The sequence below is a fragment of the Pseudomonas guineae genome (assembly GCF_900113745.1).
GTDB classification, from domain to species: Bacteria; Pseudomonadota; Gammaproteobacteria; order Pseudomonadales; family Pseudomonadaceae; genus Aquipseudomonas; species Aquipseudomonas guineae.
In genome coordinates this window covers 330,643-351,522 of the sequence record NZ_FOQL01000001.1, presented here as the reverse complement: position 1 = coordinate 351,522, position 20,880 = coordinate 330,643, and the positions used below count along the sequence as shown (strand labels likewise).

The 20,880-nt window shown below is 58.9% G+C and carries 21 protein-coding genes; 13 read left to right on the top strand and 8 right to left on the bottom strand.

The window, feature by feature from the left end; genetic code table 11:
- Positions 1-16 precede the first annotated feature (16 nt).
- Positions 17-955 carry a formimidoylglutamase gene (gene hutG, locus BMZ32_RS01735; protein ID WP_090238726.1) on the top strand — a complete coding sequence of 313 codons (939 nt, stop codon included), beginning with the start codon at positions 17-19 and terminating at the stop codon, positions 953-955.
- A 62-nt stretch (positions 956-1,017) separates the two neighbouring features.
- Complete coding sequence (gene gltS / locus BMZ32_RS01730; protein WP_090238723.1) at positions 1,018-2,232, top strand: sodium/glutamate symporter; 1,215 nt, start codon at positions 1,018-1,020, stop codon at positions 2,230-2,232.
- 105 nt (positions 2,233-2,337) lie between these two features.
- Here the strand turns inward: gltS and BMZ32_RS01725 are convergent, their stop codons facing one another.
- The 5 genes from BMZ32_RS01725 to BMZ32_RS01705 form a co-directional block, all read right to left on the bottom strand.
- Entirely contained in the window at positions 2,338-3,039 is a 702-nt protein-coding gene (locus tag BMZ32_RS01725) for an ABC transporter ATP-binding protein (protein WP_090238720.1), read from the bottom strand.
- A complete protein-coding gene (livG, locus tag BMZ32_RS01720) occupies positions 3,039-3,806 on the bottom strand; it encodes a high-affinity branched-chain amino acid ABC transporter ATP-binding protein LivG (RefSeq protein ID WP_090238717.1) in 768 nt (255 codons plus the stop codon). Before livG ends, BMZ32_RS01725 begins: the two co-directional genes overlap by 1 nt.
- Positions 3,803-5,071 (bottom strand): high-affinity branched-chain amino acid ABC transporter permease LivM, encoded by a 1,269-nt coding sequence (locus BMZ32_RS01715; protein ID WP_423815399.1) that lies wholly within the window; start codon positions 5,069-5,071, stop codon positions 3,803-3,805. Before BMZ32_RS01715 ends, livG begins: the two co-directional genes overlap by 4 nt.
- Entirely contained in the window at positions 5,068-5,991 is a 924-nt protein-coding gene (gene livH, locus BMZ32_RS01710; protein WP_090238714.1) for a high-affinity branched-chain amino acid ABC transporter permease LivH, read from the bottom strand. The genes BMZ32_RS01715 and livH overlap by 4 nt, the downstream gene beginning before the upstream one ends.
- Before the next feature lie 117 nt (positions 5,992-6,108).
- Entirely contained in the window at positions 6,109-7,230 is a 1,122-nt protein-coding gene (locus tag BMZ32_RS01705) for a branched-chain amino acid ABC transporter substrate-binding protein (protein ID WP_090238712.1), read from the bottom strand.
- Positions 7,231-7,539: 309 nt separating this feature from the next.
- Here BMZ32_RS01705 and BMZ32_RS01700 point away from each other — a divergent pair, with 309 nt between their 5' ends.
- From BMZ32_RS01700 to BMZ32_RS01680, 5 genes are all read left to right on the top strand, one after another.
- A complete protein-coding gene (locus BMZ32_RS01700; RefSeq protein WP_090238709.1) occupies positions 7,540-7,857 on the top strand; it encodes a DUF2288 domain-containing protein in 318 nt (105 codons plus the stop codon).
- Between the two features lie 74 nt (positions 7,858-7,931).
- The gene (locus tag BMZ32_RS01695; protein WP_090238706.1) at positions 7,932-8,300 is read left to right on the top strand and encodes a DUF5064 family protein; all 369 of its coding nucleotides are present in this window, start codon (positions 7,932-7,934) and stop codon (positions 8,298-8,300) included.
- A 165-nt stretch (positions 8,301-8,465) separates the two neighbouring features.
- Positions 8,466-9,371 (top strand): NAD(P)-dependent oxidoreductase, encoded by a 906-nt coding sequence (locus BMZ32_RS01690; RefSeq protein WP_090238703.1) that lies wholly within the window; start codon positions 8,466-8,468, stop codon positions 9,369-9,371.
- Positions 9,368-10,162 (top strand): hydroxypyruvate isomerase family protein, encoded by a 795-nt coding sequence (locus BMZ32_RS01685; protein WP_090238700.1) that lies wholly within the window; start codon positions 9,368-9,370, stop codon positions 10,160-10,162. The genes BMZ32_RS01690 and BMZ32_RS01685 overlap by 4 nt, the downstream gene beginning before the upstream one ends.
- 243 nt (positions 10,163-10,405) lie before the next feature.
- The gene (locus tag BMZ32_RS01680; RefSeq protein ID WP_090238697.1) at positions 10,406-11,734 is read left to right on the top strand and encodes a spinster family MFS transporter; all 1,329 of its coding nucleotides are present in this window, start codon (positions 10,406-10,408) and stop codon (positions 11,732-11,734) included.
- 67 nt (positions 11,735-11,801) lie between these two features.
- On the opposite strand, the gene rapA is transcribed toward BMZ32_RS01680, so the two are convergent.
- A complete protein-coding gene (rapA, locus tag BMZ32_RS01675) occupies positions 11,802-14,645 on the bottom strand; it encodes an RNA polymerase-associated protein RapA (protein WP_090238693.1) in 2,844 nt (947 codons plus the stop codon).
- 173 nt (positions 14,646-14,818) lie between these two features.
- Here rapA and BMZ32_RS01670 point away from each other — a divergent pair, with 173 nt between their 5' ends.
- From BMZ32_RS01670 to ccoM, 4 genes are all read left to right on the top strand, one after another.
- Positions 14,819-15,118, top strand: a complete 300-nt coding sequence (locus BMZ32_RS01670; RefSeq protein WP_090238690.1) for an aspartate-semialdehyde dehydrogenase — start codon at positions 14,819-14,821, stop codon at positions 15,116-15,118.
- A gap of 41 nt (positions 15,119-15,159) precedes the next feature.
- Complete coding sequence (locus BMZ32_RS01665) at positions 15,160-15,762, top strand: alpha-ketoglutarate-dependent dioxygenase AlkB family protein (RefSeq protein WP_090238687.1); 603 nt, start codon at positions 15,160-15,162, stop codon at positions 15,760-15,762.
- On the top strand, positions 15,759-15,920 hold the full coding sequence (locus BMZ32_RS19400) for a hypothetical protein (RefSeq protein ID WP_090238683.1): 162 nt from the start codon (positions 15,759-15,761) through the stop codon (positions 15,918-15,920). Before BMZ32_RS01665 ends, BMZ32_RS19400 begins: the two co-directional genes overlap by 4 nt.
- A 154-nt stretch (positions 15,921-16,074) precedes the next feature.
- On the top strand, positions 16,075-16,191 hold the full coding sequence (gene ccoM, locus BMZ32_RS19620) for a cytochrome c oxidase subunit CcoM (protein WP_279626721.1): 117 nt from the start codon (positions 16,075-16,077) through the stop codon (positions 16,189-16,191).
- Positions 16,192-16,276: 85 nt separating this feature from the next.
- On the opposite strand, the gene glpD is transcribed toward ccoM, so the two are convergent.
- Together glpD and BMZ32_RS01650 are read right to left on the bottom strand one after the other, a co-directional pair.
- On the bottom strand, positions 16,277-17,818 hold the full coding sequence (gene glpD, locus BMZ32_RS01655; protein ID WP_090238680.1) for a glycerol-3-phosphate dehydrogenase: 1,542 nt from the start codon (positions 17,816-17,818) through the stop codon (positions 16,277-16,279).
- A 131-nt stretch (positions 17,819-17,949) separates the two neighbouring features.
- Entirely contained in the window at positions 17,950-18,708 is a 759-nt protein-coding gene (locus BMZ32_RS01650) for a DeoR family transcriptional regulator (RefSeq protein WP_090238677.1), read from the bottom strand.
- Between the two features lie 171 nt (positions 18,709-18,879).
- On the opposite strand from BMZ32_RS01650, the gene ybaK reads away from it, so the two are divergent.
- Positions 18,880-19,350 carry a Cys-tRNA(Pro) deacylase gene (gene ybaK, locus BMZ32_RS01645; RefSeq protein ID WP_090238674.1) on the top strand — a complete coding sequence of 157 codons (471 nt, stop codon included), beginning with the start codon at positions 18,880-18,882 and terminating at the stop codon, positions 19,348-19,350.
- A gap of 37 nt (positions 19,351-19,387) precedes the next feature.
- Positions 19,388-20,875, top strand: coding sequence for a glycerol kinase GlpK (gene glpK / locus BMZ32_RS01640; RefSeq protein ID WP_090238670.1), 1,488 nt, complete (start codon positions 19,388-19,390; stop codon positions 20,873-20,875).
- The last annotated feature ends 5 nt before the right edge of the window (positions 20,876-20,880 follow it).

Sequence of the window (20,880 nt, the reverse complement as noted above, 5' to 3'; positions counted from 1 at the left end):
ATTAAGAGAGCAATACATGACCATCACCCCAGATATGCAGGTATGGAGAGGCCGTACTGATGCTGGCGAAGGGCAGAGTGCGTTGCGTTGGCACCAGTGGGTGCAGCCCTATGCGCCAGATCAATCCGCTGGTGTGGCCCTAATTGGCTTGGCCAGCGATGAAGGCGTTAAGCGCAATCAGGGTCGCACGGGTGCGCGTCAGGGGCCGCCAGCCTTACGCAAAGCGTTGTCCAGCCTCGCTTGGCACGGTTCTAGCGCTGTTTATGACGCGGGTGATGTGAGCTGTGAAGGTGCGGATCTGGAGTCTGCGCAACAGCGTTATGCGCAAAGAATGACCGAGATGCTTAGCCAGGGACACTTGCCTCTGGGCTTGGGCGGCGGTCATGAGATTGCCCTGGCCAGTTTCACCGGGTTGGCAGATTTTCTCTGTGCTCAAGAGGCGCGGCCAAGAATTGGCATTTTGAATTTTGATGCGCATTTTGATTTGCGCTTCGCTGAACGAAGCAGTTCTGGGACACCGTTTTTACAGATCGCTGAGTATTGCCAAGCGGCGGATATTGAATTTGCGTATTGCTGCTTAGGTATCAGTCAGCACAACAACACCCAGTCACTGTTCGAGCAGGCGGAACGCTTGAACGTGCGTTATCTGCTTGATAGGCAAATGCAAAGCTGGAATTTGCCCGGCATCGAATCATTCCTTGAAGAGTTCCTGAGCAGCATTGATCACCTCTATATGACTGTCTGCCTGGACGTACTGCCCGCCGGGCAGGCTCCGGGTGTGAGTGCGCCATCGGCTCACGGCGTCGACGTCATGCTGGTCGAACACTTGGTTCGGCTGGCCAAAGCCAGCGGCAAGCTTCGCCTAGCTGATATTGCCGAACTCAACCCAAGCCTTGATCAAGACAATCGCACTGCGCGTATTGGTGCGCGGCTTTTGGCCAGCATGGTCGATTGAGGTTATTCGAGTACACCTGTCGGATCAGAAACTGATCAACAATAACAAGAGAGAACTCTGCCATGTTGACGCTTGAACTGGATGCATTGACGACCACCGCCCTGGCTTTGCTGTTGCTTGGGGCGGGCGCCTTCCTGAAAAAACGCAGTCACTGGTTAACCCAGCTCTGTGTGCCTGCTCCCGTTATCGGCGGCTTTGGATTTGCCTTGCTGGTATGGCTTCTACGTGACCAACAGTTACTGAGTCTGACATTTGATACGGCCTTGCAAACCCCTTTGATGGTGGCGTTCTTTACCACGGTAGGGCTGGGGGGAAGCCTTGGGCTGCTGCGTCAGGGCGGTAAGATCCTATTTGTTTATCTAGGTGCATGTTGGTTCCTGGCGCTGCTGCAAAATGCTTTGGGTGTGGGCGTCGCTAGCCTTTTGGGTATCGACCCGTTGCTAGGCTTGATGGCCGGTGCTGTTTCCCTTGAGGGCGGCTTTGGCGCCGCCGCCGCATTTGGGCCGGTTGCTGAAAGCCTTGGTGCTCAGGGCGCAACAACCGCCGCGCTTGCTGCTGCAACCTTCGGCATGGTCGCGGGCGGTCTGCTTGGGACACCAGTAGCGCGCTGGTTGATCGAGCGCAAAAAACTGGCGGTAGTGGCAGAGCAGGTCGGCTCATTAGGCACGCTGAATACGGGGGCACAGGCGCCGGCTCAGGCTCTTGATGCAGCAACATTGTTGCGTTTATTGGCGTGCATCCTAGTCATCATGGTGCTGGGGTTCTGGCTGGGTGACGCCTTGAAGGATCACCTTGGTGTTGTGCTTCCCAGCTACGTCGGTGCCATGTTTGTTGCGGTTCTGTTGCGCAACCTCAATGACCGTGCTCGAGTCATCGAGATTCCTGATACTGCCATCAGCACCATTGGTGATGTCTGTTTAGGGATTTTCCTGACCATGGCGATGATGAGTCTGAAGTTCTGGGAGCTGGAACAACTCGGTTTGCCACTGCTTGGCATATTGGTTGTGCAGGTTGTGGTGATGGTTTTGCTGACGGTGTTTGTGCTGTTTCGCCTGCTGGGCAGCAACTATGATGCGGCGGTTTTGTGTGCGGGCTTCATGGGCCATGGCCTCGGTGCGACGCCCAATGCGGTGGCGAATATGGGCGCGGTGTGCGAGCACTACAAAGTGTTCTCCTACAAGGCCTTTATCATTGTTCCGCTCTGTGGCGCGGTGCTGATCGATATCGTTGCGATCCCATTGATTACCTGGTTCCTCAACGCATTCGCTGCCGTCTGATTGCCGGCTTGGGCGAGCCCGATGGAGCGCTAAGCAGAATGCCAAAACAAAAAAGCCGCTGAAGTCAGCGGCTTTTTTGTTGCAATGAAACGCTATCCAACAAGATCAGCCACCGAGATAGGCATCGCGTACTTTAGGGTTGGTTAGCAGTTCTTCACCACTGCCTTGCATAACGATTCGGCCGTTTTCCAGCACATAGCCACGGTCTGCGAGTTTGAGCGCCTGGTTGGCGTTCTGCTCGACCAGGAACACCGTGACTCCCTCCTTACGTAGCTGTTCGATGATGTCGAAGATCTGCTGGATAATGATCGGCGCCAAACCCAGTGACGGCTCGTCGAGCAGCAGCAGGGTGGGCTTGCTCATCAAGGCTCGACCGATGGCGAGCATTTGTTGTTCACCGCCAGACATGGTGCCGGCGCGTTGGGCGAAGCGCTCACGCAGGCGTGGGAACAGGTGCAGGACCTTGTCCATCTGCTCTTGGTTATCGGCTTTGCTGCCGAAGAAGCCACCCATTTCCAGGTTTTCTTCCACTGTCAGGCGGGCGAATACGCGGCGACCTTCCGGGACCACGGCAATGCTTTTGCGCATGATTTCAGGCGTATCCATGCCGATCAGCTCTTCGCCCTGATAGCGAATGCTGCCGCTGCTGGCCTGTGGGTTGCCGCACAGGGTCATCAGCAGGGTCGACTTACCAGCACCGTTGGCGCCGATCAGGGTGACAATTTCACCCTGGCGGACTTCAACGTTGACGTCATGCAGCGCCTGGATCTTGCCGTAGAAGGTGGAAACGTTCTCGAAATACAGCATCACGCTTCCCCTAGGTAGGCTTTGATCACGTCCGGATTCTCGCGGATTTGCTCCGGCGTACCGTCCGCCAGGGGCGTGCCCTGGTTGATCACGTAGATGTGGTCGGAAATGCTCATGACCAGTTTCATGTCATGCTCGATCAGCAGCACGGTGACGTTGTGCTGATCGCGCAGCATGCCAATCAGCGCTTTAAGGTCGTCGGTTTCGCGCGGGTTGAGCCCGGCAGCGGGTTCATCGAGCATCAGGATGCGCGGGCGGGTCATCATGCAACGGGCGATTTCCAGGCGACGTTGCTGGCCGTACGCCAGGGTGCCGGCCGGGCGGTTGGCGAACTCGGTCAGGTTGACCTGGTCCAGCCAATGCGCGGCGTAATCCATCGCCTCACGTTCGCTTTTGCTAAACGCCGGGGTTTTGAACAGCCCTGCGAGGAAGTTTGTGTTGAGGTGGCGATGTTGCGCGACCAGCAGATTTTCCACCGCGGTCATGTCCTTAAATAGACGCACATTCTGGAAGGTGCGTACTACGCCTTTGCGCGCGATCTTGTGGCCGGGCAGGCCTTCGATCTGCTCGCCATCCAGGCTGATGCTGCCCGCGGAGGGCTGGTAGAAGCCGGTCAAGCAGTTGAATACGGTGGTCTTGCCAGCGCCGTTCGGGCCGATCATCGACACCACTTGTTTTTCTTGTACGGACAAACCTACGCCATTAACGGCCAGCAGGCCGCCGAAGCGCATGGATAGGCCGCTTACTTCGAGAATCGGGCGGCTCATCGTTTCAGCTCCAAGTGCGGACGCTGCATGGGCAACAGGCCCTGCGGACGCCAGATCATCATGAATACCATCAGGGCACCGAACATCAGCATGCGGTACTCACTGAACTCACGCATCAGCTCGGGCAGCAGGATCATCACCACGGCAGCGAGGATGATGCCCAGTTGCGAGCCCATGCCGCCCAGCACGACGATGGCGAGGATGATGGCGGATTCAATAAAGGTGAACGATTCCGGCGTGACTAAGCCCTGACGCGCCGCGAAGAAGCTGCCAGCAAAACCGGCAAAGGTCGCGCCCAGGGTGAAGGCCGAGAGTTTGATCACGGTTGGGTTCATACCCAGCGCGCGGCAGGCGATTTCGTCTTCACGCAAGGCTTCCCATGCGCGGCCAATCGGCATGCGCAGCAGGCGATTGATCACGAACAGGGTCAGCAATACCAGCAGCAGAGCGATCAGATAAAGGAAAATCACCTTGTTGATTGAGTTGTAGGCAACGCCGAAATACTCGTGGAAGGTCTGCATACCCTCGGCGGCTTTACGCTCGAACGACAGGCCGAATAGCGTCGGTTTGTCGATGTTGCTGATGCCGTTGGGGCCGCCAGTCAACTCGGTCATGTTGCGCAGCAAAATACGGATGATCTCGCCGAAACCCAAGGTAACGATGGCCAGGTAGTCACCGCGCAGGCGCAGCACCGGGAAACCGAGGATAAAGCCAAAGAAGGCCGCCATCAGGCCGGCAATCGGTAGGCATACCCAGAAGCCCAGGCCGTAGTAGTGCGACAGCAGCGCGTAGCTGTAAGCACCGACGGCATAGAAGCCGACGTAGCCCAAATCGAGCAGACCGGCGAGGCCGACCACGATATTCAGGCCGAGGCCGAGCATCACGTAGATCAGGATCAGCGTGGCGATGTCTACCGCGCCGCGGCTGCCGAAGAACGGCCAGGCCAGGGCAACCATTATCAGGCCTAGGATGATCCAGCGCTGAGTCGAAGGTAGGGTGAGGAAGTTGCTCGCCTGGCTCGGCACGCTGGGCAAGCTCGGCACCTGACTCCAGGCCGCGCTCAGTTGGCTGCGGAACAATTGCCAGAAGAACATGGCGATGGCGCAGCCGGCGATAGTCCAGATAATCGCCGGGCTGGCGCCTTGCACTTCCAGCTTGATGCCCACAGTCGTCAGCTTTAGGCCGAGTACCGGATAGGCCACGGCCAGCACCAGCAGGGCACTGAAGATCGCCGTTTTGAGGTTTTTAGTGATGGCAGAACTCATACTTTTTCAACCTCCGGACGACCGAGAATGCCCGTAGGCCGGAACAGCAACACCAGCACCAATAAGCTGAAGGCCACCACATCTTTGTATTGGTCGCCGAAAATGTCAGCCCCAAAGGCTTCTGCCAAACCCAGTAGAAGGCCGCCCAGAACAGCGCCCGGAATACTGCCGATGCCACCCAATACGGCAGCGGTGAAGGCCTTGATCCCGGCGAGGAAGCCTAGATGTGGGTTGATCACGCCGTATTGCATGCCCAGCAGCACGGCGGCGACACCTGCGAGCGCGGCACCGATGACAAAGGTCAGGGCAATGATGTTGTTGGTGTTGATACCCAGCAGGTTAGCCATCTTCAAATCTTCGGCGCAGGCGCGGCAGGCACGGCCCAAGCGGGAGCGGGAGATGAAAAAGGTCAGGCCGAGCATGACTAAGAAGGTAACGACGAAAACCAGCACCTGCATGTAGGAAATCACCACGCCATTCATCGCGCTTTCACCAAACACGAAGTTGCCGGGTAGCAGGTTGGGGATGGCTTTGTCTTTTGAATCCTGAGCGAGCAGCACTTCGTTTTGCAGGAAAATCGACATGCCGATGGCCGAGATCAGCGGAATCAGGCGGTTACCACCGCGCAGTGGCCTATAGGCGACCCGTTCGATGCTGTAGCCGTAAGCGCTGGCAATAATGATGCTGCCGGCAAAGGCGGCGAACATCAACAGCGGCAGGCTATCGAGCCCCAGCATGGTCAGGCCGGCAATCGCGATAAAAGCGACATACGAGCCAATCATGTAAACCTCGCCGTGGGCGAAGTTGATCATGCCGATGATGCCGTACACCATGGTGTAACCGATGGCGATTAGGGCATAGGTGCTGCCAACGGTTAGGCCGTTAACCAGCTGTTGCAGGTAGTGATACAGATCAGGCATTGCCTAACTCCTGGGTGGCACGCAAGGCAGCGCTAGTGGCGCAGCATGCAACCGGAATTCTTCTAATAAGCAAAGCCCACGGCGGTTGCAGTGGGCTTTGGGTTCAGGCGGGGAGGCTTACTTAGCTTCGGACTTGGTGCCGTCCTGGTGCCATTCGTACACCACGAAGCTGAAGTCCTTCAGGTCACCCTTCTCGTCGAAGGTCAGGTTACCGGTCGGGGTGTCGAAGCTATTAGCGCGGAGGGCTGCAGCCACTTTCGCGGTGTCGGTATCGCCGGCTTTCTTGATGCCTTCAGCGATAACCTGAACAGCAGCGTAGGCTGGGAATACGAACGGGCCGGTTGGGTCTTCGTTCTTGGCTTTGAATGCATCAACCAGTGCCTGGTTACGTGGGTCCTGGTCGAACGACTTCGGCAGGGTAACCAGCATGCCTTCGGAAGCAGGGCCGGCGATGGCCGAGATTTCCTTGTTGCCTACGCCTTCAGGGCCCATGAACTTGACCTTCAGGCCTTTCTCGGACGCTTGGCGCAGCAGCAGGCCTAGCTCTGGGTGGTAGCCACCGTAGTAGATGAAGTCGACGTTGGCTTGCTTGAGCTTGGAGATCATCGAGGAGAAGTCCTTGTCGCCGGCGTTGATGCCTTCGAACAGAACAACCTTAGTGCCTTTGCTTTCCAAGGTCTGCTTGACCGCGGTGGCGATGCCTTCACCGTACTGCTGCTTGTCGTGAATCACGGCAACGGCTTTCGGCTTAACGTGGTCGGCAATGAAGTTACCGGCGGTTGGACCTTGCAGGCTGTCCAGGCCGATGGTGCGGAAGATAAGCTCATAGCCACGCGAGGTAACGTCTGGGCTGGTCGACGCTGGGGTGATCATCAGGATGCCTTCGTCTTCATAAATGTCTGACGCAGGTTGAGTAGAGCTGGAGCAGAGGTGTCCAACGACGAATTTAACTTCGTCGTTGACGATTTTGTTAGCCACGGCAACTGCTTGCTTTGGATCACAGGCGTCGTCATACACCACGCCTTCGAGTTGCGCGCCATTAACCCCACCGGCTTTGTTGATCTGCTCGATGGCCATTTTGGCACCGATGAACTGCATCTCACCGTATTGCGCGACTGCACCGGTGACTGGGCCTGCCAGGCCAATTTTGATGGTGTCAGCCGCTACCGAGTAGCTGGCAACGCCAGCCATGGCCATGGCGGCAAACAGTTTTGAAATCTGCTTAGTAGCCTTGTTCATAGTGCTCCACTCTTATTGGTTTTGATTATTGTAGTTCTGGCGGCCAAAGCTGCAGAACCGGGTTGTTTCCCCGGCCATTCCCCCGGCAACTGTACCGGTGCAGTGTAGAGCGCTGCTTCGCGGCTTGAAAAGCCGCTTGCTGGGGGCAAAGGCTTGAGGTGTCGCTTTAACGTAATAAACGTATAGAAAAACGCCGTGTCTTTCTCTCTGCGGGCAACGTCACGAATGACTTCGGGAATTTGCCCGCAAGCGGGTGAACGCTATCATGGCCGCCGATTAGTAAATTGGCCATCCATGACAGGGCATCCCATGACTGAACAACCTAGCACCCTCTATGCCAAGCTGCTTGGTGAAACTGCAGCAATAACCTGGCAAGAGCTACAACCTACCTTCGCCCGCGGCGCATTGCTGCTGGTAGACGCTGCGCAGGACCTGATCGCCGTGGCGCAGGCCGTGGCGCAGAACGACCAAGCAAAAGTCGCCGCCTGGCTCGCCGCTGGTCAGGTGAGTCGGGTTGACGACAGCCGTGCTGAAGACCTGCTAAGCCGCGATCCAGAGCTGTGGGCGGTGGTGGTCGCGCCCTGGGTGCTGGCACAAGAACGTATCGAGCGCGCGCCGCTGCACTGAGTTGGCGCGCGTATCAGGCTGCAGCTGAGCAGCTATGCTGGCAGCACCGCCGACTGATTGCAGGAGCTGCCAGCATGTTTGAACCCGGTCATTTGCATCGCGCCAATACCTTGGCCACTGTTGAGATGCCGCTCTTCAGCGTCGACCTTTATTACGACGTGCGTCAGGACCCGAGTGAAGGCCCGATGTTGCAGATGCGCATGCGTGGGCAGGTGGATGGCAAGGCTTTTGAAGAGACTTTCGAGCTGCACCGCGACACCGCCTACAACTTCGCCAGCGTAGTCAGCCGGCTGGGGCATAAACATGGTTTGCCGGCTAATAGCAGCCTGATCATGCGCAGTCACTCTGAGTACGATCAGATGTTCGAGGACATTCGTGCCAAGCTGGGCGCGCACAGCGGCGAGCCGGTCAATCTCGATCATCTGGAAAAGGACGGCTTGTAAGGCGCTTTACGCAGGCCTTTGCAATAGGTCTGCGTCAGCCGCCTTTCATTCAACTCTGTTTTGTTGTGCAAGCCCGTACGCCCTTGTCCGGCCGTTGTCTGGGTAAGGCGGATGCCGGTGCAACCTGGGCTAAGATGGTGGCCTTGATTGAATTGGAGTCTGCCTATGTCCTCACCTCTTCCAGCTTTGGCATTCGCGGGTATTGGCCTGATGGGCCTGCCCATGACCCAGCGCCTGCTGGCCGCTAGTTTTGCGCTGACGGTCTGGAACCGCTCGAGTGAAAAATGCGCCCCTCTGCAGGCGCTGGGCGCACAAGCGGTCGCGAGTCCAGCGCAGCTCTGCGCCCGGGCCGATATCGTCATGCTCTGTTTGGCCAATACTGAGGTGGTACGCGAGGTGGTGTTCGGCCCAGGTGGCATTGTTGAAACGGCCAAGCCAGGGCAGCTGCTGGTAGATTTTTCCAGCCTGGAGCCAGCGGCTACCCGTGCGATGGCGGCTGAGCTGCACGCCCGCTGTGGTATGCATTGGGTCGATGCGCCGGTATCCGGCGGCACCCTGGGAGCCGCCAACGGTACGCTGGTAATCATGGCCGGTGGCCGGGTGGAGGACGTCGAGCGTGTGCGGCCGATTCTCGCGCACCTTGGGCAACGGCTCACGCGCATGGGCGACGTGGGGGCAGGTCAGGTCACCAAGGTATGCAACCAGATGATCGTGGCCTGCAACGCCCTAGTGATTGCCGAAGTAGTGGCCTTGGCGGAGCAGGCTGGCGTCGATGCCAGTCTGATCGCCCCAGCACTGGCCGGCGGTTTTGCCGACTCCAAACCGCTGCAAATTCTCGCACCGCAAATGGCCGACAGTCAGTTCGAACCGGTCAAGTGGCATGTGCGCACTTTGCTTAAAGACTTGGATACGGCGATCAAGCTGTCACAGCAGATCGGTTCGGCCACGCCCCTCAGCGGTTTAGCCGCGCAACTAATGCGCCAGCACGGCAGTCAGGGCAATCTGGAGCATGATCCTGCAACCCTGGTCCAGCTGTATCGGAAGCCACAGCATCAAGAGCCACAGCCATGAAGATTGCCGCCAACCTGTCGTTGTTGTTTACCGAGTTGCCGCTGATCGAGCGCGTGGTGGCTGCCGCCGCTGCGGGTTTTGATGGAGTGGAAATCCAGTTTCCCTATGAGCTGCCGGCCATTCGCCTGAAAGAGGCGCTGGAGACGGCAGGTATGCCGCTGCGTCTTATCAACCTGCCGGCGGGTGACCTGATGAGCGGTGGTGCGGGCTTGGCGGCGGTGCCTGGGCGCCAAACCGAGTTTGATCTGGTTCTACAGGAGGCGCTGAGCTACGCCGCCATGGTGCGTCCGGCGCTGGTCAATGTGCTGCCGGGGCGGTTAGCCGAAGGACTTGAGCCTGAGCAGGCGCAGGCGTGTCTGATTCGTAACTTGCGCATGGCCGCCGAGGCCTTTCAGCTATTGGGCATAGGCGTGGTGGTGGAGGCGATCAACCCACTGGATATGCAGGGCTTTCTGATCAATACCGCGGCGCAACTGGATACGCTGCTCAAGGCGGTAGCGCATCCCAATCTGTCGGCGCAGTACGATCTTTACCACATGGCGCGCCAAGGTGAGGACATACAGGCCGGTATCGCCTTGCTGGCAGGGCGTATTGGTCATGTGCAGTTTGCCGATTATCCCGGGCGTGGTGCGCCAGGCAGTGGTGAACTGCAATTCGCACCGCTGCTGACAGCATTGCGCGCGAGCGGTTATCAGGGCTGGTTGGCGGCCGAGTATCGACCGGGCGCGGCGGGAACCGGCGCAAGCTTGGGTTGGCTGAGCGAGTGGCGCGAACTGTTACGTGACTGTTGACTCCTTTGATCGAGGCGAGCCGTATTCGCGTGGCTTAGCTTGCGGCCGGTCTTCTCGTCTCCGCCATCCTGAAGTGCTCTGTGCGCGGGCGCTTGCCTCGGCGGCGATTACCCTACATACACCGCACAAATAGTCACAGACAGCCTAAGTGCATGGCTCTAGATTGGCCCTGTAGGTGCTGAGCACGGCGGTACGCTTAGTGCGGCTGACGTGCTTTGATAACAATAATTAGAGATGGATTCCATGCAGCAGTCCCTCCAAGCGACGAATGCCTGGCGCATTCTGTTCCTGCTTTTTCTCGCCAACCTGTTCAACTTTTTTGACCGCACCATTCCGGCGATCATCATCGAGCCGATCCGCATGGAATGGAACCTCAGCGACCTCCAGCTGGGTTTAATCGGTACGGCCTTTACCATTGTCTACGCCATCGCCGGTGTGCCGCTGGGGCGCATGGCTGACACGGGCGCACGGCGCAAAATTATGGGCTGGGGCCTGGCCGTCTGGAGCGGCCTGACCGCCGTGAACGGCTTGGCTTGGAATTTCTGGAGTTTCCTGCTGATTCGCATGGGGGTGGGGATTGGTGAGGCCAGCTACGCGCCGGCGGCTAACTCCCTGATTGGCGACCTGTTCCCGGCACACAAGCGCGCGCGGGCTATGGGTATCTTTATGCTCGGGCTGCCGCTTGGTTTACTGTTGGCGTTCTTCACCATCGGGGCAATGGTTAAGGCCTTCGACAGCTGGCGCGCGCCGTTCTTTATTGCCGCTGTACCGGGGGTGATCCTAGCGTTGTTTATGTTCTTCATTAAAGAGCCCGCACGCGGCGCAGCCGAACAGGTGAAGTCGCAAACTACGCCAGTGGATAAGCCCGTGCGCAAGGTGCTGGCGATTCGTACTTTCTGGTGGCTGGTGGTCGCGGGGCTGACGTTCAACTTCGCTACTTACGCGTGCAACTCATTTATGGTGCCGATGCTGCAGCGCTACTTTTTGATGCCGTTGGAGCAAGCGGCAATGGCCACCGGGGTGATCGTTGGCCTAACCGGTTTGGTTGGCCTGACGTTGGGTGGCTGGCTGGCAGATAAAATCCACCAGCGCTGGCAGAGCGGACGATTGTTGTTTGCTGCCGTGAGCATGCTGATCGCATCCGTAGCGACCGGTTATGCCTTGTTCGCTGGGCGAGTCGAGATCGCCGTATTCGTGGCGTTGTTCAGTCTCGGCTGGCTGTTTGCTTACAATTTTTACACCTGCGTGTACACCGCGATTCAGGATGTGATTGAACCACGCCTGCGCGCCACGGCCATGGCACTGTTCTTCGCCGGGTTGTACCTGCTCGGTGGTGGCCTCGGTCCGGTAGCTGTTGGGGTGTTATCCGACCATTACTCCCAGGCGGCGATGCTGGCGGCAGGCGCGAGTGAGATGAATGAGTCCTTCAAGGCTGTTGGCTTGCACAACGCCATGTACCTGATTCCGGTTGCCTTGTTTATGACCATGCTGGCGTTGGTCCAGGCCTCACGTTGCTTTGTTAGCGATGCGGCGCAGATGCAGCGGGGCATGGCTGAAGGTGTACCGGCCTGAAGTCGGACCCCAGACAGCAAAAGGCCCGCAACTGCGGGCCTTTTGCTGTCTGGGGTAACCCTTAGGCTTAACCGGCGACCAGCACGCGGATAGCTTCGAGGCGCAGCGCGGCTTTGTCGAGCATGGCTAAGCCCTGCTCGCGCAATTGGCGCAGGGCGTTGAGTTCGCTGTCGCGTACGCTTGGGTTGACCGCTTGCAGGGCAACTAAGCGCGCCAGTTCTTCGTCGGTTTCGGCAGCCAGGCGCCGTTTGGCTTCGTCGACGCGGCTGTTGTGACGGTCAGCGACCTTGCTTTCACCGGCGTTGATCAGCGGGTTGAGGCTGTCGCGTTGGGCCTGGACGAACTTGTTGGCGCTGGCACGTGGCACGGTTTCCAGCTGCTCATTGAGCTTCTCGAACGAGACCTTGGCGGCCAGGTCGTTGCCGTTGCCGTCGAGCAGGCAGCGCAGGGCGATCGGCGGCAGATAACGGCCCAGTTGCAGGGCGCGGGGTGCGACCACCTCACTGACGTAGAGCATTTCCAGCAGTACGGTGCCAGCTTTAAGCGCCTTGTTTTTGATCAACGCGACGCCGGTGTTACCCATCGAGCCGGAACGCACCAAGTCCATGCCGCCCTGCACCATAGGGTGCTCCCAAGTGAGGAACTGCATGTCCTCGCGCGCCAACGCCGTGTCGCGGTCGTAGGTGATGGTCACGCCTTCGTCGTCGCCCAGAGGGAAGCTGGCATCCAGCATTTTCTCGCTGGGACGCAGGATCAGTGCGTTGTCGGAGTGGTCTTCGCTGTCGATGCCAAAGGCGTCGAACAGTTGCTCCATATAGATCGGCAGGGCGAATTGGTCGTCCTGTTCGAGAATGGCCTCGACCAGCGCCTCGCCTTCGCCAGCACCGCCGGAGTTGAGTTCCAGCAAGCGGTCGCGCCCGGCATGCAGTTCGTCTTCCAGGCGCAGGCGCTCGGCTGTGGCTTCATCAACCAGCGCTTGCCATTCGCCGTCATCGCCGCTTTCCAGCATGGGCAGCAGGCGACTGCCGAATTGGTGCTGCAAGGCGTTGCCGGTCGGGCAGGTGGCGAGAAAGGCGTTCAGGGCCTGGTGGTACCACTGGAACAGACGCTCTTGCGGGCTGTTTTCCAGGTACGGCACATGCAGCTGAATGCGGTGCTTCTGGCCAATGCGGTCGAGTCGGCCGATACGTTGCTCAAGCAGATCCGGGTGCGCCGGCAGATCGAACAGCACCAGGTGGTGAGCGAACTGGAAGTTGCGGCCTTCGGAGCCAATTTCCGAGCAGATCAGCACCTGGGCGCCGAATTCTTCGTCGGCGAAGTAGGCGGCGGCGCGGTCACGCTCAAGGATGTTCATGCCCTCGTGGAACACGGTTGCGGGGATGCCTTTGCGCACGCGCAGGGCGTCTTCCAGGTCCATGGCGGTTTCGGCATGGGCGCAGATCACCAGCACCTTGAACTTCTTGAGCATCTTCAGGGTGTCGATCAGCCATTCAACGCGTGGGTCAAACTTCCACCAGCGCTGGTCTTCATCGACATCGGTCTGTGCTTGGTAGCTGACTTCCGGGTAGAGGTCGGCATGTTCACCGATGGGCAGCTCCATGTATTCGTCGGGGCTGGCCAGCGGGTAGGGGTGCAGTTCGCGGTCCGGGAAGCCTTGCACGGCCGCACGGGTGTTGCGGAACAGCAGGCGACCGGTGCCATGACGGTCGAGCAGCTCGCGCACCAGGCGCGCCGAGGCTTGGATGTCGCCGTCGCTGACGGCGCCCAACAGCGCCTCGCCACCGTCACCGAGGAAGTCGTGGATAGTCTTATGCGCCGCTTCAGATAGGCGGCCATTATCCAGCAGTTCCTGCACGGCTTCGGCAATTGGCTTGTAGTGCTCGCTCTCTGCGCGGAAGGCGGCCAGATCATGGAAACGATTCGGGTCGAGCAGACGCAGGCGTGCAAAATGGCTGTCCTGGCCCAGCTGCTCGGGGGTAGCAGTGAGCAGCAATACGCCAGGGATTATCTCAGCGAGTTGCTCGACCAGCGCGTATTCAGCGCTGGCGTGTTCCGGATGCCAGACTAGGTGGTGTGCTTCGTCGACCACTAGCATGTCCCAGCCGGCAGCAAACAGCGCGTCTTGGGCCTTCTCGTCTTCACACAGCCACTCCAACGCAACCAGCGCCAGTTGGCAGTCTTCGAACGGATTGCTGGCATCGCTTTCGATAAAGCGCTCTTCGTCAAACAGCGCGACATCTAAGTTGAAGCGCCGGCGCATCTCCACCAGCCATTGGTGCTGGAGGTTTTCCGGCACCAGAATCAGCACGCGGTTGGCGCGTCCGGAGAGCAGCTGGCGATGGATCACCAAGCCGGCTTCGATGGTTTTACCCAGGCCCACTTCGTCCGCTAGGAGTACGCGCGGGGCGATGCGGTCGGCGACTTCGCGGGCGATATGCAGTTGGTGCGCAATCGGTTGCGCACGCACACCACCCAAACCCCAGAGGCTGGACTGCAACTGGCGGCTGGTGTAATCGAGGGTGTGGTAGCGCAGGGCGAACCAAGGCAGCGGGTCGATCTGCCCGGCGAACAGACGGTCACTGGCCAGGCGGAACTGAATAAAGTTCGACAGCTGGGTTTCCGGCAGGGTGACACTTTCGTGCTGCGCATTAAGGCCGTGATAAACCAGCAGGCCGTCAACATCGTCGACTTCCTGTACGGTCAGTTTCCAGCCTTCGAAATGGGTGATTTCATCGCCTGGTGAAAAGCGTACGCGGGTCAAGGGCGCACTGCGCATGGCGTACTGGCGGGTTTCGCCGGTGGCCGGGTAGAGCACGGTGAGCATGCGGCCGTCCTGCATCAGAACGGTTCCCAAACCCAGCTCTGCTTCGCTGTCACTGATCCAGCGTTGCCCCGGTTCATACTGCGCCATGCTTGTCTCCCGCGTGAAAAAGCCGACTATGTTAACGCAGCCTCGAGTCCTGACCAAAGGCGCAATGCTGCACGTCGGGCACTTTGTGTGGTTTGGTTGATCAAAAGTGTAGTGAGGCCACGCTCAAGTCGCGGCCTTGCCGGCCGACAGTCTGACCAAAGGAGGGCTGAGAAATGCTGCCACCGATCCCCCACAGCCTGGTCCCCGTGACCGTGCAGAACGATGTGGTCAAACCGCGCCCGGAAATTCCGCCGGTCACGGCTGTTGCCGAAAGCGCCAAGGAAAGTGCTGTGAGTCTGGACAAGCGGCATCCGCAGGAGGCCGAGATGCTGCTGCGCGAAGAGCAGCGCCGGCGCCAGCGTCGACATGGCTATACGCCCGAGGAGCTTGCTGAAGGTGAGGTGGACGAAGCCGATGAAGCGGCTATTGAGGAGTTACCGCGTCAGGGGCTATGGGTGGATGTGGAGGTCTGAGGTGTGCACACTTAGTTGTCCCTTCCCGCAAGCGTGGTCCCGTGGATTTATTTGACGACAGCCCCTTAGCGCTACCCAATGCTGAGCTGGAACTGCACGCGCATTGGCTAGACAGGCCAACCGCTGACCATTGGCTGGCCGAGCTGAGTGCACAAACCCCCTGGCAGCAACCGCACGTGCAGATTTACGGGCGGCAACTGCCGGTGCCAAGGCTGGTGGCTTGGTATGGCGATGCCGAAGCTGCTTATCGCTACTCGGGCTTGAGTCATCAACCGTTGCCCTGGACACCCTTGCTGGAGCAGATTCGCGCACAGGTAGTCGCCGCGGTAGGACAACCACTCAATGGTGTGCTGCTCAACTATTACCGTGATGGCCAGGACTCTATGGGCTGGCACAGTGATGATGAAGCTGAGCTAGGCGTTAATCCGCTGATCGCCTCGCTTAACCTGGGCGGTACTCGGCGTTTTGATCTGCGCCGCAAGGGGCAGAGTCGTATCGAGCACTCGCTGCCTTTGCAACATGGATCACTGCTGGTCATGCGCGGGCCAACCCAGCATCATTGGCAGCACCAAGTGGCGAAAACGCGCAGCCTCTGTGCGCCACGTCTGAACCTGACCTTTCGTTTGATCAAGCCGAGCCCATGAGCAAAGACGACAAGCTGATTGATTTCGCGGCCGAACGCGATAAGCGCATCCACGACCTGCGGGATAAAAAGCTCAACGAAATGCGCGATGCATTCGAGCAGGCCCTGCCATTGCCCAAGGGCAAGAAAAAGCCTGCGGGCAAACCGAAAAAGCGTTGATGCTGGTCGGCGATGGGCTGATTTATTGATCTGGGTCAGCCAAGCACGCCTCATGCAGCCAGCACCCACCCACTATTGATCTGGATCAATAGTGGTCAGTTTGCCCCTGTTACCTTGAAGCCATTCCCACACAGGCTTCAAGCAGGAGGCAACCATGTTTATCGATGTCGTAGTTCTCGCCGGTATCGGCACCGTCGGTCTGATGGTCGCCTTCTTCTTCGGTGTTGGTTATTTCATCTGGCAGGATTCGCACAAGCGCAAGCAGAGCTGAATCCTCTGGAGCAAGGGGCACGCAAGGCAATTTGGGCGACTTAGGTCGCCCTTTTTTATGGCCTGCAATTTATCCCCCTAGTAGATCAGAGCGCGTGTGCATCTTGCGGGCGAGTAGCGGATCTGACCTGCAGGTAGTCGTCGAGTTTGGCTTGCTGCGACGCAGTGGTGAACAGGCCGATTTTGCTGCGCCGCCAGAGAATGTCCTCAGCTTGCATGGCCCACTCTTCTTGGCATAAATAATTAACTTCGCGGGTGTACAGACTGCCGCCCAGGTGCTCACCGAGATCATTGAGGCTGCTCACCCCCTTGAGCATCAACCAACTGCGGCTGCCGTAGCTGCCTGCCCAGCGACGCGCCAGCGAGGTTGGCAGCCAGTCAAAACGTGCGCACAGTGCTTCTATCAATGCGCTCTGGCTGTCCAGTTGCTCAGCGCCAGGCAACAGGCTGCTAGCCGTCCAGCGTGGGCCCATCTTCGGGAAGAAGGGCGCCAGTTGCGCCAGCGCCGACTCAGCCAGCTTGCGGTAGGTGGTGAGTTTGCCGCCGAATACTGAGAGCAGCGGCGCTTCGCCAGGGTGGCCGGACAGTGACAGGGTGTAATCACGGGTGATCGCCGACGGGTCATCTGATTCGTCATCGCACAGCGGGCGGACGCCAGCGTAGGTGTGCAGGATGTCGTCATGGGTTAACTGCTTTTTGAAGTGGGCGTTGACCACGTTCAACAGGTAATCGGTTTCTTCTGCGCTGATCGCCACCTTGGCTGGGTCACCCTGGTATTCGCGGTCAGTGGTGCCGATCAGGGTGAAGCGCTCCTGATAAGGAATGGCGAAGACAATACGGCGGTCTTCGTTCTGCAGAATGTACGCCTGCTCGCCCTCGAACAGGCGCGGCACGACGATATGGCTGCCCTGGATCAAGCGAATGCCGTACGGCGACTCCTGCTTGAGGTCTTCACGGATAAAGCGCGCCACCCAGGGGCCGGCGGCGTTGACCAGTGCACGGGCACGAATCGAAAACAGGCTGCCGTCGCTGCGCTCTAAGTGGATGTGCCACAGGCCTTTACTGCGCCGGGCGCTGACGCAACGGGTGCGGCTGTGCACGTGCGCGCCTTTCTCGCGGGCAGCCATGGCGTTGAGTACCACCAGGCGGGCGTCGTCGACCCAGCAGTCGGAATATTCAAAACCGCGGCTGATCTCGGCTTTCAGCGGGCTGCCCGCGCCGAAGCGCAAACTACGTGACCCTGCCAACTTCTCGCGCTTGCCGAGATGGTCGTAGAGGAACAGTCCTGCACGGATCATCCATGCCGGGCGTAAGTGGGGGCGATGAGGCAGGATAAAGCGCATGGGTTTGACGATGTGTGGTGCCATGCTCAACAGCACTTCACGTTCGGCCAGTGCTTCGCGCACCAGGCGAAACTCGTAATGTTCGAGGTAGCGCAGGCCACCATGGATCAGCTTGCTGCTGGCAGAAGAGGTGTGCTGCGCCAGGTCGTCCTTTTCACAAAGGAACACCCCCAGGCCGCGCCCAGCTGCATCGGCGGCGATGCCGACACCATTGATACCGCCGCCGATTACGGCAAGATCATAGACTTCAGCGAGTGGGGTGTTGCTGGCGTGGCGAGTTGTCATAGGGGCCCCGAAAGTCAGTATTGAACGCTTAATGTTCACTTTCGAAAATATGCTAGTCGAATATGCACGGCTTCGCCACTCCGAGGTGCGCTTTCGCGCCCGGCGGTTGTCGATTTCTTGAGCGGGGGGGCTTACACCAAGTCGAGCTGCACCTTGTGTTCGACCAGTAGGCGGTTGACCGCGATAGAGGGTGCTGCATCGGTGAACAGCCGGTCGACCAGCGTGATCGAGCCTAAACGCACCACGGCATTACGACCGAATTTGCTCGAGTCGACGGCTAAAAACACCTGGCGAGCGTTGCTAATGATGGCCTGGGAGACCCTCACTTCCTGGTAGTCGAAGTCGAGCAGGCTGCCGTCTTCGTCGATACCGCTGATGCCGACCAGGGCGTAATCGACTTTGAACTGCTGGATAAAATCCACCGCCGCCTGGCCGACCACGCCACCGTCGCTGCGCACCGTACCGCCGGCCAGCAGCACTTCGAAGTCGGCCTTGGCGCTGAGCTGAGCCGCCACGTGCAGGTTGTTGGTGATGATCTTTAGCCCTTTGTGTCCCAGCAGCTCACGGGCAATCGCCTCGGTGGTTGTGCCGATATTGATAAACAGCGAGGCGTTATCGGGGATTTGCGCAGCGATAGCGGCGGCGATGCGCTGCTTCTCATCGCGCATCAGGCCAGCACGCATGCTGTAGGCCGTGTTCTGGATGCTCGAGCTTTCACTCGCCGCGCCGCCGTGGGTGCGACGCAGTAGACCCTGCTCAGCGAGTTGATTGATGTCGCGGCGAATGGTTTGCGGCGTCACGGCAAAGGCCTGAGCCAACTCGTCGATGCTGACGTAGCCGCGTTCGCGGGCTAGTTCGAGAATGTCGTGTTGGCGGGGCGGCAGGGTCATGGGAGCTCCTTGGAAGTGCGCAGCATTATAGACTGACGGTTGGTAAATTTATGGTCTGCCATCCATGGCGGCCAACCTTCGGGCTGTCGCTGTACGATGTTAAAAACTGCTCCCGGCCATTTTTTCGGCTAAGGTACGCCAACTTTTGTCAGATTGTTTTCACATTCGAACATGACTCCAGCCATTGATCTGCTGAAAAAAGCCAAAGCGGTGCATCAGGTGCACAGCTACCACCATGACCCCAAGGCCGCATCCTACGGTTTGGAAGCGGCGGAAAGGCTCAGTCTTGAGCCTGCTCAGGTGTTCAAAACCTTGCTGGCGGCCAGCGAAAAGGGTGAATTGTTGGTGGCCGTGGTGCCGGTGGCCGGTACGCTGGACTTGAAGGCCCTGGCTCAGGCTGCGGGCGTGAAGAAGGTCGATATGGCTGACCCAGTTGTGGCGCAACGAGTCACTGGTTACTTGCTCGGTGGTATCAGCCCGCTGGGGCAGAAGAAGCGGTTGCGCACCTTTATTGATGAATCCGCTCAGCAGTTCCCCAACATCTATGTCAGCGCCGGGCGGCGTGGCCTGGAAGTGCAGCTGGAGGCGTTTGTGCTGGCGCAACTGACTCAGGGGTTATTTGCCCCAATCGGTCGCGGTTAGTCGCCGTTCAATAACCTATAAAAATAAGGAAATCTGCATGTCTCATTACCTGCTGGCCATCGACCAGGGCACTACGAGCAGTCGGGCAATTGTCTTCAGTGCCCAGGGGTTACCCGTGGCGCGCGCGCAGCAGGAGTTTAAGCAGTATTTTCCTCAAGATGGCTGGGTCGAACATGACGGTGAAGAGCTGTGGCTAAGCACCCTTAAAGTTTGCCGCGAAGCGCTCAAACAGAGTGGTTTGAGCGCCAGTGATGTGGCCGCGATCGGTATCACCAACCAGCGTGAAACCACGTTGGTGTGGGATGCGCAGACCGGTACGCCGATCCATCCGGCGATTGTCTGGCAGGATCGCCGCACTGCCGATTACTGCGCCGAGCTTAAGGAAGCAGGCCATGAAGCGGCGGTGGCGGCCAAAACAGGCCTGTTGATTGATCCGTATTTCTCCGCGACCAAGCTGCGCTGGATCCTGCACAAAGTTCCCGGTGCCCTCGAGCGCGCAGAACGCGGCGAGCTGCGGTTCGGTACCGTGGACTCATTCTTGTTGTGGCGTCTGACCGGCGGCAAGTCACACAAGACGGATGCCAGCAACGCCTCGCGCACCTTGCTGTTCAATATTCATACCCAGCAGTGGGATGAAGAACTGCTTAAGCTATTTGGTATCTCGCCCAGCCTCCTACCTGAAGTGCTCGACTGCGCGGCTGATTTTGGCTCCATCGACGCCAGCCTACTCGGTGCCTCCATTCCAGTGTTGGGCATGGCCGGTGATCAGCAGGCGGCGTTGATTGGCCAGGCTTGCTTCGAGCCAGGTATGGTGAAAAGCACCTATGGCACTGGCTGCTTCATGATCCAGAACACTGGCAGCACGCCGGTGACATCGAAGAATCGCCTGCTCACCACGGTTGGCTATCGCCTGAATGGCCAGGTCACTTATGCGGTGGAGGGCAGTATCTTCGTCGCCGGTGCCGCCGTGCAGTGGCTGCGTGACGGCATCAAGCTAATCAGTCACGCCCGCGATACCGAAGCCATGGCCGAGCAGACAGGCGATGCCTGCGGTGTCTACCTGGTGCCAGCCTTTACCGGACTCGGTGCGCCTTACTGGGACCCGAAAGCACGTGGTGCGATATTCGGCCTGACCCGCGATACCGGGATTAAGGAGATCGTCACCGCCGGCTTGCAGTCGGTGTGCTACCAGACCCGTGATCTGCTCGAGGCCATGCGCCAGGACGGCGCTGTAGAACCCAGCGCGCTGCGGGTGGATGGCGGCATGGTGGAGAACAATTGGGTTATGCAGTTCTTGGCCGACATCCTGGGTGTGCCAGTTGAGCGCCCTGAAGTCACTGAAACCACCGCGCTGGGTGTCGCCTATTTGGCGGGCCTGCAGGCCGGGATCTATAAGGATTTAGAGAGTATCGCCCGCCACTGGCATCGTCAGCAGCGGTTTGAACCGCGCATGGCGGATAGCCATCGCAGCAAGCTGTATGACGGTTGGCTGGATGCGGTTAACCGGGTGCGTAGCGAGAGCTAAAGCAC